This is a genomic window from Peptoniphilus pacaensis (assembly GCF_900088125.1).
GTDB classification, from domain to species: domain Bacteria; phylum Bacillota; class Clostridia; order Tissierellales; family Peptoniphilaceae; genus Aedoeadaptatus; species Aedoeadaptatus pacaensis.
Genome location: NZ_FLQT01000003.1, coordinates 1,002,857 through 1,017,224, shown reverse-complemented (window position 1 = coordinate 1,017,224; position 14,368 = coordinate 1,002,857). Strand labels below are relative to the sequence as shown.

Annotated in this window: 14 protein-coding genes; 3 read left to right on the top strand and 11 right to left on the bottom strand. The window is 54.1% G+C overall.

Features of this window, described 5'->3' with window-relative positions:
- Positions 1-24: 24 nt before the first annotated feature.
- Entirely contained in the window at positions 25-1,287 is a 1,263-nt protein-coding gene (locus BN7444_RS04780; protein ID WP_068456488.1) for a M18 family aminopeptidase, read from the bottom strand.
- A 104-nt stretch (positions 1,288-1,391) separates the two neighbouring features.
- Between BN7444_RS04780 and BN7444_RS04775 the strand changes: the two genes are divergently transcribed.
- Together BN7444_RS04775 and BN7444_RS04770 are read left to right on the top strand one after the other, a co-directional pair.
- Complete coding sequence (locus BN7444_RS04775) at positions 1,392-2,732, top strand: hemolysin family protein (RefSeq protein ID WP_068456487.1); 1,341 nt, start codon at positions 1,392-1,394, stop codon at positions 2,730-2,732.
- Positions 2,733-2,746: 14 nt separating this feature from the next.
- Positions 2,747-3,898, top strand: coding sequence for a CAP and S-layer homology domain-containing protein (locus BN7444_RS04770; RefSeq protein ID WP_068456486.1), 1,152 nt, complete (start codon positions 2,747-2,749; stop codon positions 3,896-3,898).
- A gap of 89 nt (positions 3,899-3,987) precedes the next feature.
- On the opposite strand, the gene BN7444_RS04765 is transcribed toward BN7444_RS04770, so the two are convergent.
- The 6 genes from BN7444_RS04765 to BN7444_RS04740 form a co-directional block, all read right to left on the bottom strand.
- On the bottom strand, positions 3,988-5,433 hold the full coding sequence (locus tag BN7444_RS04765; RefSeq protein ID WP_068456484.1) for a carbon starvation CstA family protein: 1,446 nt from the start codon (positions 5,431-5,433) through the stop codon (positions 3,988-3,990).
- Between the two features lie 766 nt (positions 5,434-6,199).
- The gene (tsaD, locus tag BN7444_RS04760; RefSeq protein WP_068456482.1) at positions 6,200-7,195 is read right to left on the bottom strand and encodes a tRNA (adenosine(37)-N6)-threonylcarbamoyltransferase complex transferase subunit TsaD; all 996 of its coding nucleotides are present in this window, start codon (positions 7,193-7,195) and stop codon (positions 6,200-6,202) included.
- 1 nt (position 7,196) lies between these two features.
- The gene (gene rimI / locus BN7444_RS04755; RefSeq protein ID WP_068456480.1) at positions 7,197-7,640 is read right to left on the bottom strand and encodes a ribosomal protein S18-alanine N-acetyltransferase; all 444 of its coding nucleotides are present in this window, start codon (positions 7,638-7,640) and stop codon (positions 7,197-7,199) included.
- A complete protein-coding gene (gene tsaB, locus BN7444_RS04750) occupies positions 7,606-8,316 on the bottom strand; it encodes a tRNA (adenosine(37)-N6)-threonylcarbamoyltransferase complex dimerization subunit type 1 TsaB (RefSeq protein ID WP_068456476.1) in 711 nt (236 codons plus the stop codon). The genes rimI and tsaB overlap by 35 nt, the downstream gene beginning before the upstream one ends.
- On the bottom strand, positions 8,297-8,761 hold the full coding sequence (tsaE, locus tag BN7444_RS04745) for a tRNA (adenosine(37)-N6)-threonylcarbamoyltransferase complex ATPase subunit type 1 TsaE (protein ID WP_068456473.1): 465 nt from the start codon (positions 8,759-8,761) through the stop codon (positions 8,297-8,299). The genes tsaB and tsaE overlap by 20 nt, the downstream gene beginning before the upstream one ends.
- 88 nt (positions 8,762-8,849) lie before the next feature.
- Positions 8,850-10,067 (bottom strand): S1C family serine protease, encoded by a 1,218-nt coding sequence (locus tag BN7444_RS04740; RefSeq protein WP_068456471.1) that lies wholly within the window; start codon positions 10,065-10,067, stop codon positions 8,850-8,852.
- Positions 10,068-10,206: 139 nt separating this feature from the next.
- On the opposite strand from BN7444_RS04740, the gene BN7444_RS04735 reads away from it, so the two are divergent.
- Entirely contained in the window at positions 10,207-10,731 is a 525-nt protein-coding gene (locus BN7444_RS04735; protein WP_068456468.1) for a nitroreductase family protein, read from the top strand.
- A 39-nt stretch (positions 10,732-10,770) separates the two neighbouring features.
- On the opposite strand, the gene BN7444_RS04730 is transcribed toward BN7444_RS04735, so the two are convergent.
- The 4 genes from BN7444_RS04730 to BN7444_RS04715 all read right to left on the bottom strand — a co-directional run bounded on the left by BN7444_RS04730 (position 10,771) and on the right by BN7444_RS04715 (position 14,325).
- On the bottom strand, positions 10,771-11,358 hold the full coding sequence (locus BN7444_RS04730) for a xanthine phosphoribosyltransferase (RefSeq protein ID WP_068456466.1): 588 nt from the start codon (positions 11,356-11,358) through the stop codon (positions 10,771-10,773).
- 114 nt (positions 11,359-11,472) lie between these two features.
- Positions 11,473-12,315, bottom strand: a complete 843-nt coding sequence (locus BN7444_RS04725; protein ID WP_068456464.1) for a 3-hydroxybutyryl-CoA dehydrogenase — start codon at positions 12,313-12,315, stop codon at positions 11,473-11,475.
- A gap of 27 nt (positions 12,316-12,342) precedes the next feature.
- Positions 12,343-13,122, bottom strand: a complete 780-nt coding sequence (locus BN7444_RS04720) for an enoyl-CoA hydratase-related protein (RefSeq protein WP_068456462.1) — start codon at positions 13,120-13,122, stop codon at positions 12,343-12,345.
- Between the two features lie 24 nt (positions 13,123-13,146).
- A complete protein-coding gene (locus BN7444_RS04715; protein ID WP_068456460.1) occupies positions 13,147-14,325 on the bottom strand; it encodes an acetyl-CoA C-acetyltransferase in 1,179 nt (392 codons plus the stop codon).
- Positions 14,326-14,368 lie beyond the last annotated feature (43 nt).

Sequence of the window (14,368 nt, the reverse complement as noted above, 5' to 3'; positions counted from 1 at the left end):
AAGATCCTCCTTGATTTTATGCCTTTAAAAATTCTCTGCCTTAAAAAATGCCGCTATGGCGTCGTAAAAATCCCTCACGTCGTCTACGTGGACTACTTCCCTCGCCCCGTGCATGGCCCAGGTGGGGATGCCGATGTCGATGGCTTCCATGTCCACGTGGCGCAGGCTCAAGGGCCCGATGGTGGAGCCGCCCCGCTGGCCGTGGGGATTGGCGAAAAGCTGTACCTTAAGGCCTGCCCCCTTCATCATGCGCTTAAAGCGGGCGCTGCTGTGACCCTGGGTGGCGTAGCTTCGGCTAGCCGAAAGCTTTACGGCGACGCCGCCGCCCAGGACGGGGGATGCGGAAGGATTGGCCGCATCGCGATAGTTCGGGTGATCGCCATGGGCCATGTCGCAGGAGAGCAAAAAGCTCCGCGCCAAAACGCGGTAGTAGGCCTCTTCCCCTAAGTCGCCGACAATGCGCCGCAGGGTGTTGCCGAAAAAGCTACTGTCGCCGCCGCTTTGGGTCAAACTCCCGATCTCTTCCTGATCGGCGAGATAGACCACTTGGGTCAGATCGTTCTTCTCTTCGTCGAAGAGGGCCATGACCGCGGGATAGGCCGTGGCCAGATTATCCAGCCGCGGTGCGGAGAGCCACTTCTCGTCCACGCCGATAAAGTCGGAATCCCCGGCAGGATAAAAATAGAGATCGTAATCTAAAATATCCTCGGCCTTCACGTCGGCAAGGGCGGCGAGATCTCTTATAAAGCCGCCCTCGTCCCATGCCTTCGATGCCAATGGCACCAGATCTTTTCCCGCCTTAAAGACGTAGCCCGTGTTCACTTCCCTGTGCAGATGAGGCGCCAGATGAGGAATCGTCGCCACGGCATCCCGAAAGTCCACGGGAATACTTTCCACGCCCGTCTTGCCGTCTGCGATGATTCTGCCGGCAAGAGACAGGGGCCGGTCGAACCAATCGGCATTGATGATGGCCCCGTAAGGCTCCACATCCATCCTCACGCAGTCCTTCTCCCTGCGAATGCCGCCGGGGATCAGGCGCAAAGCCGGGCTGTCCGTGTGGCTGATCACCGTGCGAAAAGCCATGGTCTCGGGATCTCTCTTTCCGAGAGAAAAGAGAAGGATCGCCCCGTCTTCATTGACGAGGTAATACTTGCCCCCTTCTTCCAAATGCCACGCCTCTTCTTTTTCCAGGCGGATAAAGCCCGCCGCCATCATCTTTATATGCTCCACCACCTGGTAGGAGGTGGGGCTCATGTCCACAAAGGATTTCAAATCGTTAATATCCATAATCGCTCCTTTCCCTCTTCTAAGTATAACAGAATTGGGTTCATCTCCTGTATGATTCTTACCCGTCGGGGTATATACTATTAGAAAAGGAGGAATGTATTTTTATGGATTCCGTTGGGCAGGTTCTGCCTGAATTACTACTTATTATTTTACTTACGGCGATTAACGGTTTTTTTACCGCCACGGAAATCGCCATGGTCTCCGCCAATGGGGAGCAACTTCGCAATTTAGCGGAGGAAGGCGACAAGCGGGCGCAAAAAATTTTAGACTTGACGAAAAATCAGGCTCGTTTTCTCTCCACCATCCAAACGGGCACCACTTTGGCGAGCTTTTTTGCCGCCGCCTTGGGGGCAAGGGCCTTTGTGCCCCTCCTCGCCCCGCTGCTTCACAGGGTGGGCCCCGGCGTGGCCGACACCTTAGCCTTCGTGCTGGTGATCTTGATTCTGTCCTATATCAGCTTGGTCTTCGGCGTCCTCGTACCCAAGCGCAGGACCCTGCAAAAGGCGGACAAGACGGCGCTGAAAAACGCCGGCATCGCATCGCTTTTTTCCAAACTCATGACGCCTTACGTGAAATTCCTCGCCCTGTCCACGACCCTGGTCTTAAAGGCCACGGGCAATTACTCCAAGGACGTGGAAAAAAATATCAGCGAAGAGGAAATCAAAAGCTATCTCCGCGTCGGCCAACAGCACGGGGTCATTAACGAGTCCGGCGAAGTCATGATGGTGAACATTATGGACTTCGACGACAAGCTGGCCTACGAAATTATGACGCCGCGCACCTCCCTGTATATGTTGGATTACGACGAGTTCGACGCGGCAAAGATTCGGGAAATGCTGGAATCCGGCTACAGCCGCGTCCCCGTCTATCGGGACAGTCCGGACAATATCGTGGGCACCATTTACATTAAAGACCTCTTCGTGGAATACGCCAAGCGCAGCTACCGCTCCATCGACATCGACGAGGTCATGAAGGAGCCCTACTTCGTTCCCGAAACGAAAAACATCGACCGCCTTCTGCAGGAACTGCAGTCCACGAAGAATTACCTGGCGATTTTAATCGACGAGTACGGCGGCCTGTCGGGCATGGTCACCATCGAAGACATTGTGGAAGAAATCGTCGGCGAAATCGAAGACGAGTACGACGAGGAATTGAAGCAGATTTTAAAAATCAACGACTACACTTACGTGGCCGACGGCATGACGGAGCTGGATACCATTAACGAAAAGCTGGATTTGGATCTTGAAAGCGAAAACCACGAAACCATTTCCGGCCTTACCATCGAGCTCTTGGGCTTTATCCCCGAACCCGGCGACACGAAGAAGCACAAGGTCCTCTACGACAGTTCCGTGAAGCTTACCACCTTGGGGATCACGGACAAGCGCATCGCCCGTGTGGAAATTCAGCTCTTGGATTTAAAGCCGGAAAAGGCGGAGAGCAAATAAAAAAGGAGGCGAAGGTGAACAAGAATAAATATGCGGCCCTGCTTTTGGCTGCCCTTATGGCTGCGCCTCAAGTCACTTTCGCCGAAAACGCTCCTTCGCCGAAAGAAATAAGACCCGCAGAAAAAATTCAAAAGTTGCAAGAGGAAGGGCTCATCGTCGGCGACGAAAACGGCGATCTCGCCCTCGCGCGTCCCATTACCCGCGCCCAGTTCGCCAAGGTCGTTGCCTGCGCCCTGGGCGTCAAAGCCGAAGCGGAGGCCATGAACCAGTCCCCTTCGCCCTTTAAGGACGTACCGGAGGACCATTGGGCCAAGGGCTACATCCGCGCCCTCACATTACACGAGGACGCCCGGCCCGTGCCCCTGATCCGCGGCTACGAAGACGGCAGCTTCCGCCCCAATCAATGGGTCACCGGCGCCGAGGCGTCGAAGGTGGCTACCCTCCTGGCGGACGACGGCCTCACCGCCGACGAAGCCGCCCTCTTCACTTGGCCCGACAGCTGGATCTACCGCGCCATGGCCTTCTCCCTTCCCGTAGCCGACGAGCCCGCAAACGCCCCCGCCACCCGCGAATCCGTCTTTCTCACGCTCTACGACATCCTCTATACGGAGCCCGTCTTTGACAGGGACATGAACCGCTTTTTCTATTTGACCGACGGCCTCAATCGCCGCCGCACCTTCGATCACGAGGCCTTTCAAAGGGCTTTTCTGAAACGGCTCAATGCCGAGCGCAGAAAGCATCGCGTCCGCCCCCTGAGCCTAAATAAAAATCTGGAAGCAGGCGCCTACACCCGGGCCAAGGAACTCGCCCTCTACGGCAATATGCGCGTAGACGGCAAGCGCCACGTGCGCCCGAACGGCGACGGTTACTACACCGCCTACAACTATCTGAACAAAAGGAATCCGGCCTTTTTCGTCGGAGAAAATCTCATCCAATTCCCTTTAAAGAAAAAGGGCTACAGCAACAGCCAAGGCCTCGCCATCGACCCGGAGGTTTTGGCGGAAGAATGTTTCAAGGCCTGGTCCATGAGTCCGGGCCACCGAGACAATATGCTCTCGCCCATCTACAAAAACATGAATATACAAGTTTACGCCGGCCCCGTGCTTCGCTACGAGGACAGCTCCGACGAGGGTATCCTCATCGGGTCCTTGGGACTGAGCCGTTAACATCCATCGGAGATCCCGATGGATGTTTTATTTTCCGTCAAAAATGCGTACAAAAAAAGAGTGTGGAGAAATCCACACTCTTTTAAGCTTTAAGCATTGACGATATCTTGTTGCTTGCTTCCTTCTTTGGAAACGACATAGCCGTAGATCAATGCCGCTGCAATGCCGATAACATTGGCAGCCATATAGGGCAGGCGGAAGCCGATCTTGGCGCCGAAAATGTAAGACGTAATGACGTAGACGTAGAACATTCCCGGAATCAAGGAGATCAGATAAGCTCTGCCGTGGCGTTTCAGGTAAATGGCAATCATGGCAAAGGCAAAGACCGCAATGGTTTGGTTTGCCCAGGCGAAGTATTGCCACAGGACATTAAAGCCGCTGGGGCTGAGTTTTGCGAAGATCAAAATCACCAACACGCCGGCAAAAATACCCAGGGAGAGACTCAAGCGGCTCTTCATGGATTTTTGAGAAATGTGCAAGTGGTCGGCGATCATGAGACGAGCCGAGCGCAGGGCCGTGTCGCCGGAGGTGATGGGAAGGACGATAATGCCGATGATGGCGATTAAGCCGCCGATGGTTCCCAGCATATCGTTGGCCACGAGGCCGATGACGGCGGGTTTGCCGATGAGGCCGGCGTCGATGCCTTTATTGTAGATGCCCATAGCGGCAGCGGCCCAGATCATGGCGATGAAGCCTTCAAGGATCATCATGTCGTAGAAGACGAAACGGCCTTCTTTTTCACTCTTGACAGAGCGACCGATTAAGGTTGCTTGGGTGGAGTGGAAGCCCGAAACGATGCCGCAGGCCACGGTGACGAAGAACACGGGCAGAAGCGGCGTGCCGTCGGGATGTACGCCGGTCATATTGCTCATGGTCAGATTATCCAGTTGATAGCCCTTGGCGAAGAGGCCGAAGAAAATACCTACCGCCGACAGAAGCAAGATGCCGCCGAAAATGGGATAGACGCGGCCGATGATCTTGTCGATGGGAAAGAGCGTCGCAATAATGTAGTATCCGAAAATGCAGGCATAGACGATCCATACCACGGGGTTCGAGGCGACGGCTTCTTGGTGAAGAACATTGGCCACGATCAAGTCCCCGGGGGTGTAAATAAATACGGCACCGACTAAAATCATAAGTACGATGACGAAAATGTTGTACACGGAGTACACCTTGCCGCCTAAATTCCGTTTAATCAAGGACGGCATTTGTTCCCCTTCCGAGCGAATGGAGATCATCCCGCTCATGTAGTCGTGAACGGCACCGCCTAAGACACAGCCGATGGGAATTAAAATAAATGCTAAAGGACCGAATAAAATCCCTTGGATGGGCCCTAAGATCGGACCGGTACCGGCGATGTTCAATAATTCAATGAGTGCGTTTTTCTTCTTGTCCATGGGGACGTAGTCTACGCCGTCTTGATTTTTGATGGCGGGCGTTTCTCTGTCATCCGGTTGGAAGACTTTTTCTGTGAAACGGCCATAGGCAAAACCGCCGACGATTAACATGGCGAGACCGATGAGAAATGTAGTCATAATATACCTCCCAAAAAATTTTCTTTGAAAACCGTAAGTCTAAGGTTTGTCAAGAATGTACTTAACTATTATACTGCCCTCGCCATCATTAGCAATAGGAAATTGAAATAAATCGGCTTGCTTCGCCATTTAATATAGTGTTTCTCCATCTTTTATAAAATATATTAAAAATGAATAGGCCTTTTTCGACAAAACACCTGCATTCGAACGAACCGCAACCGTTCTTCACCTCTTTTTATGGAAATGCTCTCGTCGCAGCAAACGAAAAACACCCTTCGCCTTACAAAAAAGAGGCAGCCTTGCGTCGAAAAGAAAATTTAAAATTCACTGGGCGCCGCCCTTCTTCGGCGACAATCTTTTCATCCGGATTTTACAAAAGGCTAAAATTCTCGTCTATTGTGTTCCGTTTCCCTTTCTTCCCCTTTTTATGCCGTTCTCATTTTCATCGCCTCTCCATTTTCATGTTTCATTTCCGAAAGCTCTCCTTTTCTTCACAGTATACACAGAACTATCCACACTGTATCCCCCTTATTCACGGGATTTTGCGAAGTTATCCACCTTATCCACAGCCTTATGCACGTTTTCCCGACATTCGCAAAGAGCCGTGGGCGAATATCTAAGTTTCGTCTATTTCACCGCATTTGCCGCCGACTTTCCTTTTTGTGCACTATTCCTCTTCCCTTCTCCCTCATTCTCATTCACGATTTTACATAGGCAAAACAAAAGCCGCAGCTTTCTCGCTGCGGCAAATAAGCGTTTATTTTCTTTATTCCAGGCCCAAATTCGGATCGGCATAGACCTCGCCCTCTTCGCCTTTCAGATGGCTGTAATAGCCCACAGAGGCGATCATGGCGGCATTGTCGGTACAGAGCACGGGATCGGGATAGTAAATGGCCACCCCTTCTCTCTCGCCCCGGCTTTCCATGGCGGCCCTTAAAGCGGAATTGGCACTGACCCCGCCGGCCAGGACGATGGTCTTTTCGCCCAGCTCTTTCGCCAGGCGGAATGATTTTTCCACGAGGACGTCGATGACGGCGGCCTGGAAGGATGCGGCCATGTCCTCCACGCGAATGGCCTCGCCCTTTTGCTTCGCCTGATTCAATTCGTTTAAGACGGCGGTCTTGAGCCCGGAAAAACTGAAGTCGTAACTGTCCGGCTCCAGCATGACCCGTGGCAAGTCGTAGGTCTCTTCCCCTTCCTTAGCCAGCTTGTCGATGACGGGCCCGCCGGGATAGCCGATGCCCATGGCTCTCGCCACCTTGTCAAAGGCCTCGCCGGCGGCGTCGTCCCTCGTCTTGCCGTAGAGGGTGAAGTCCACGTAGTCGGTGACGTGAATCAAATAGCTGTGGCCCCCGGAGACGATGAGCCCGACGAAGGGAGGCTCCAACTCCTTGTGGGTCAGGTAATTGGCGCAGATATGGCCCCGAATGTGGTTGACGCCCACAAAAGGCTTGTGATTGGCAAGGGCCAGTCCCCGCGCCGCCGTAAGCCCTACGAGAAGGGCGCCGATAAGCCCCGGGCCCCGGGTGGCGCAGATGAGATCCACATCATCCATGGTGATTCCCGCCTCTTCCAGGGCCAAATCCAGCATGGGCAAAATGGCGGAGACGTGCTTGCGGGATGCGATCTCCGGCACCACGCCGCCGAAGAGCCGGTGTATTTCGATTTGTGATGAAATCATATTGGACAAAATTTCCCTGCCGTCGCGCACCACGGCCACGGATGTTTCGTCGCAGGACGATTCCACGCCCAGTGTCAACATATTACCACCTCTTCCAATAGATCAGCCCGTCGCGCTTCACGTGGGCGTAGTAATTTTTTCGAACGCCTTCCAATTGAAAGCCCAGGGATTCGTAGAGATTAATGGCGGCCACATTGTCGTCTCTCACTTCCAATGTGGCGGCCCGCATCCCCTTGTCGTAGACGGCGAAAAGGTAATGGTTCATCATATAGCGGCCGTAGCCGTTGCCGCGAAATTCGCCGCCCACGGCCACATTGCCGATGTGGGCCTGATCTCCCAGAAGCCATGCCCCCACATAGCCGATGACCACGTCCAAGTATAGGAGCACTTCGTAATAGGTAAGGGGGCTTTTCAGCTCCCGCTCCCAACTGTCTCGGGACCAGGGGGCGGCGAAGCTTTCCTCTTCAATGGCCATGATGTCGTCTAAATCATCAAGCGTCGCTTCCCGCGTCGAGAGATTCTCCATGTTTCCTCCTGTATTCTCGCATGGCCTGAGTGGGCCGCAGGTAATTGGGCTCCAGGGCGTAGGGATTGGACGGGCCTTCCGCTTCAAACTGGGCCGCGCCTTCCAAGGCGATGGCCGCCGCCGACACTCGGGAGAGGTGATCGGGATAGAGAATAAAATCCTCTCGCGCAGAGAAGGCCTCCCGGTACTTCTTTAAGCCGTCGCCGATGAGGACGGCACCCTTCGGCGCATCTTTTATGATGGATTCTACGGGATAGGCGTCGTCTTTTTTCAGGCGCACAAGCTCGCCGCCCTTTTTTTCAAAGACGCCGGCATAGACCCGCTCTCTTCTGGCATCGAAGAGGGGAATCACCACGCCGTCGGTGGCCACCTCCCGCGCCAGGGCCTTTAAGGTGGAGACCCCGACCACGGGGATGTTTAAGCTGCGGGCGAAAACTTTGGCCAGCACCACGGAAATTCTCAGCCCCGTAAAGGAGCCGGGCCCCACGCCGGCAGCGATAAGGTCCAAATCCTCCATGGCCCAATCCGCCCGATCCAGCATGTTTTCAATCATATTGATGAGCCCTTCCGAGTGGCTCGCCATGCTGTTCACTGAGGCTTCCGCCACCACCTTCTCGTCTTCCACCAGGGCGCAGGTGGTTTCCATGGTCGCCGTATCAAAGGCGAGAATTTTCATAAGTCGCCACCTCCTCTTCAAGTTCCCTGCCCCGGGAGCCGAAGCCCGTGGCCGTGACTTCCCGGGTGTTTTCGTCGACGCGCTTAAATTCCAGCTGCAGCACGTCCTCGGGCAAGCTGTCTTCGATAATGTTCGCCCACTCCACGGCACAGACGGCGCCGGAATCCAGGAGATCCTCGCCCCCCATGTCGAAAAATTCGTCCTCGTCCTTCAGGCGATAGACGTCGAAATGGTAAAGGGGCAGATCCCCCTCGTATATATTTAAAATGGCGAAGGTGGCGCTGGTCACGTCGCCGGTGAGGCCCATGCCCTTGGCCAGGGCTTTGACAAAGGTAGTCTTTCCCGTGCCCAAATCGCCGATAAGAGCCAAGACGTCGTAGGCCTTTAGCTTTTCGCCTAAATAGAGACCGAAGGCTTCGGTTTCTGCAGTGCTTTTCAGTATCATAGCTTCCTCCTAACTCTTATTATAGTCAAACACAGCCCCGGAGAAAAGCGAACATGAAAAAAGACCTTGCCGAAACAAGGCCTTGGTCTTAATTATTAAAGTCCGGAATCAGTCGGCCTAAGCCGCCGTCGCCTCGGCCCTGAACCGCGGGCACTTGGTAGTCCGTAAAGGTCAGCTTCAGGGTTTCCTTCTTGCCGTTTCTGGATACCACCACATCCACGGCATCGCCGGCCTTGTACTTATAGAGTTCGCGGCGCAGTTGGCTCATGCTTTGGATGTCTGCATCGCCCATTTTCAGGATGATGTCGTTGACCTGAAGGCCCGCAGCCGCAGCCGGAGACTGGGCTTCCACGCCGCCGACGATGACGCCCTTGCCGCCGGTGCCTAAGTCGTAGCCGCTTCGTTCCACGGCGCTGACGGTGTAGCCGCTCATCCCGAGGGCCACGGATTTAAAGTCGCCGGTCTTCATGACCTGTTCCACAATGGGCTTCGCCGTGTTAATGGGAATGGAAAAGCCCAGGCCTTCCGCCGAGGAAATCTTCACGGAGTTAATGCCGATGACCTGGCCCTCGCTGTTTAAGAGGGGCCCGCCGGAATTGCCCGCGTTAATGGAGGCGTCGGTTTGAATCAAGCCGTCCATGTAATTGCCCTGCACCTCGCCGATGTTTCGGTTCAGGCCGGAAATAACCCCGGAGGTGACGGAGCGTTGAAAGTCCAGACCCAGGGGATTGCCGATGGCCACGGCGGTCTCGCCGATATTAATGCCGTCGCTGTCCCCCATGGGAAGAGGCGTAAGGCCCTTCTTCGCGATCTTTACCAGGCCCAAATCCAAGGTCTCGTCGGACCAAACCACCTTGCCTTCGGCTTCCGTCTGGTCGTTTAAGAGCACCTTGACCTTGTTGCCCTTGGCGCCCACCACGTGGGCATTGGATAAGATATAGCCGTCCTCCGAAATAATAAAGCCGCTGCCGCTGCCTTGAACGGCCATGGGGCCCATTAAGGTGTTTTTCGTCGTGGAGGTGGTAATGCCCACCACGGAAGGCATGGCTCGCTGCGCCACGCTTTCCACCACGCCGGCTTCATGCTTGCGCGTCGTATCCGCCGGCAGTTGGGCTTGCGGCGCCTGAGCACCTGCCACAGACTGCGTGGGCATGTATCTATAGGTAAGGACGCTTCCCGCCACGCCGCCGATTAAAGAAAAAATCAGCGCCCAGAGGATGAGGAAGCCGCCGCGGCGTTTCTTCTTCGGCCCGTAGTAATAGGTCGTGGGCCGATTGTCTTGATCATAAGGTCTATTCGGTTCCATTATTTTCCTTTCTATCGAAACAGATTGTTTTCATCTACTAAATAAAACTATACCCAACCAAGTGAACTTCTTGTGAAACCTTTACAAAGAAATTTATTGGGTATAAACAAGAAAGATACAAATACTTAAGGAGGTTTCTATGGATTTTAAAGATATGGTGAAAAAAAGACGTTCGCTTCGCAAATACAAGGCCGGAGAAAAAATGGACGATGAGACGCTAACGGAAGTGTTGACCTACGCCTCCATGGGGCCCAGCAAGGGCAATACCCACCCGGTGGAATTTCTCGTCGTGGAAGATGAGGAAAAGAAGAAGGCCCTGGCGAGCTTAAAGCGCTTCGGCACCAAGTACCTGGCTGATGCGCCTCAGATCATCGTGGTCATGGGCAACGACACGGAAGAGCCCACCTGGATCGAAGAGGCCACCATCGCCTCCGCCTACCTGGGGCTGTTGCTCCACGCCGAAGGCTACGCTTCGAGCTGGATCAATATTCGGGAGCAAACCGACTCCGAGGGCAGAGACTCTGAGGAAATCGTCAAGGAGCTCTTCGACATTCCGGAAAACTACGGCATCCTGTGCCTGATTCCCTTCGGCATCGCCGACGAGCGGGTGCCGGCGCGGAAGTATTTCGATATTTCGTCCAAGGTCCACAAAGACAGCTTCTAAAAAAAACGGCCGAGAGGCGATTGCCCTCCGGCCGCTTTTTTAATGCCCTTCTTTAAAGGTAATGCTCTGCTTGTCCGAGTCGATGGCTTCGATGCGCACGATGGAATAGACGTCGAGGCCCGCCTCTTCCAGCCGCTCACGCCCCGGCTGAAAGGATTTTTCCACGCAGATGCCGATTCCCGCCACGGTGGCGCCGGCCTGCTTCACGATGTCCACGAGACCCAGGGAGGCTTCCCCGTTGGCGAGAAAGTCGTCGATGATTAAGACGGAGTCCTCCGCCTTTAAATAGGACTTGTTCACCACCACCTTGGAGGAGGTGTTTTTCGTGTAGGAAAAAATATCCGTCACGTAAACGTCATCGGCCTTCAGGGTGGATGGCCGCGCCTTTTTGGCGAAGAGCATGGGCACGCCAAAATGAGCCGCCACCATAATGGCCGGCGCGATGCCCGAGGCTTCCACGGTGAGTACCTTCGTCACCTTTCGGTCCTTAAAGTAATCGTAAAACTCCCCTTCGATCTCCTTCATTACCGTGGGATCGATCTGATGATTGAGAAAGGAGTCGATCTTCAACACATTTCCCGGATAGATGACGCCTTCGTTTTTAATTCGTTCTTTTAAGTAACCCATGGCCCCTCCTTTATTTCTAATAAACAGTGTAACACAAATAATGGGGGGATTTATCCACGGCACTTTACTTTTCCAAAAAAAAATCGAAGGCCGAAGCCTCCGATCTTTTCTCTTTTATTTGTCGTATTTGTAGAAACCTTCGCCGGTCTTGCGACCCAGCTTGCCGCCGCGGACCATCTTCCGCAGAAGAACGTGAGCGCGATACTTGCTGTCGTGGTAGTCGTTGTAAAGAACGTCCATAATGGCGAGGCAAACGTCCAAACCGATTAAGTCGGCCAGTGCCAAGGGGCCCATGGGGTGGTTGGCGCCCAGTTTCATGGCGGTGTCCACATCTTCCACGGAGGCGACGCCGTCGGCGACGATGCCGATGCCTTCGTTGATCATGGGGATCAGGATGCGGTTGACGACGAAGCCCGGAGCTTCTTCCACTTCGACGGGGGTCTTGCCGATTTCTTCCGCCAATGCGATGACGGTTTTCTTCGTTTCTTCGTCGGTGTTCAATCCGCAGATGACTTCGACGAGTTTCATTGCGGGAACCGGATTAAAGAAGTGCATGCCGATAACTTTGCCGGGGCGCTTGGTGGCGGCGGCGATGTCGGTAATGCTCAAAGACGAGGTGTTGGATGCGAGAATGGTTTTTTCATCGCAAGTTTCGCAGAGTTCCGTAAAGATGGCTTTTTTGATCTTCGGATTTTCCGTAGCGGCTTCGACGATCAGGTCGCAGTCTTTCAAATCCTTAATGTCTTCCGTGGTAGAGATGCGAGCGAAGGCGGCCTTTGCGTCGGCTTCTTCCATGCGGCCTTTTTCCACATTGCGATTATAGCCTTTTTCGATTTTTTTCTTTGCGCCTTCCAGGGCTTCGGGAATAATGTCTCGAATAACGACGTCGTGATGAAGAGCCATGGTTTGAGCAATGCCACTGCCCATGGTACCGGAACCGATTACACCAATTTTCATTTTATTTCCTCCTTTTAGGAACTGTCTTTATTCTCCCTTAAATTCAGGTTTGCGTTTTTCTAAGAAAGCTTTCATGCCTTCTTTTTGATCGGCAGTGGCGAAGCACAGGCCGAAGGCGGATTTTTCGATTTCCATGCCCGTGTGGATGTCGGTTTGAATGCCGTCCACAATGGCGGCCTTGGCGTAGCTGACGGCGACGGCGCCGTTGGAAGCGATGGTGTGTGCCATTTTCATGGCGGCTTCATCTAATTCTTCCGCGGGTACTACGGCGTTGACCAAGCCGATTTCATAGGCGCGGTCGGCCTTAATGTTTCTGGCCGTGTAGATCATTTCCTTGGCGATGCCGACGCCCACCGTGCGGGCCAGGCGTTGGGTGCCGCCGAAGCCCGGCGTAATGCCCAGGCCTACTTCCGGTTGCCCGAAGACGGCTTTTTCCGATGCGATGCGAATGTCGCATGCCATAGACAGTTCGCAGCCGCCGCCTAAGGCGAATCCGTTGACTGCGGCGATGACGGGTTTGGACAGGTGTTCGATTAACATAAAGGTGTCCATGCCCAGTTTGGCGAAGCTATGTGCTTCGGCTGCGGAGAGGGGCGCCATTTCGGAAATGTCGGCGCCGGCGACGAAGGCTTTACCTTCGCCGGTAATGACGACGACTTTCACTTCGGCGTCGTCGTCCAGTGCGAGGAAGCAATCCCTTAACTCAGTTAACAATTCCGTGTTCAGGGCGTTTAAGCTCTTGGGTTTGTTAATGGTGATTTTTGCAATGCTGTCCGCCTTTTCAACGATTAAATACTTAAAATCCATCTTTTTCCCCCAATCAAGCACGATTTAGCGTTCTACGGTAACGGCCGTGCCTTGACCGCCGCCGATACATAATGTAGCGAGGCCTTTCTTTGCATCTCTCTTTGCCATTTCATAGAGCAAGGTGACGAGAATCCGCGCGCCGGATGCGCCGACCGGGTGACCGATGGCGATGGCGCCGCCGTTGACATTGACTTTATCCATATCCAAGCCCAGGGTCTTGACTACGGCACATGCTTGTGCGGCAAAGGCTTCATTGGCTTCGACGAGGTCCAGGTCGCCGAATTCCCAGCCGGCTTTTTCCATGGCTTTTCTCGAGGAAGGAATGGGGCCCGTACCCATGACCTTGGGATCGACGCCGGCGGAGGCGTAGCTGACTAAAGTAGCCAGAGGCTTGACGCCTAATTCTTTTGCTTTTTCTTCGCTCATAACGACGAGCATAGCGGCGCCGTCGTTAATGCCCGATGCGTTGGCTGCGGTGACGGTGCCGTCTTTTTTGAAGACCGGTTTCAGTCCGCTGATGCTTTCTACGGTAACGCCGTCGCGAATGTATTCGTCTTCGTCGACGATGGTAACTTTGCCCTTGCGTCCGTGAATTTCAACGGGGACGATTTCGTCTTTAAAGCGGCCTTCGGCGCGGGCTTTCGATGCCCGTTGTTGGCTGCCTGCTGCCAATTCGTCTTGATCGGCGCGGGTGACGTCGTATTCTTCGGCGACGTTTTCCGCGGTGACGCCCATGTGGTAGTCGTTAAAGGCATCCCACAGTGCGTCGTTGATCATGGCGTCGACGAATTTTTTGTCGCTCATGCGAGCGCCCCAGCGGGCTTCTTTTACGAGGAAGGGTGCGCCGGACATGGATTCCGTACCGCCGGCGAGAACGATGTCGGCATCGCCTGCTTTAATGATTTGTGCTGCCAGGGAAACGGCGCGAAGGCCGGAGCCGCAAACTTTGTTAATGGTCATGGCGGGAACGCCTACGGGGCATCCGGCGTGGATGACGATTTGACGGGCGACGTTTTGTCCCAAGCCCGCTTGCAGTACATTACCGATGATGGCTTCGTCAATATCTTCCGGTTTTAAACCGGCACGAGCGATGGCTTCTTTGGCGGCGACGACACCCAGGTCTACGGCGCTGACATTTTTGTAAGCGCCGCCGAAGGAACCGACGGGCGTTCTTACCGCACTGGCAATGACGATATTTTTCATAAATGAATCCTCCTCACAGGTTCATAATTTACGGTGCACGTCT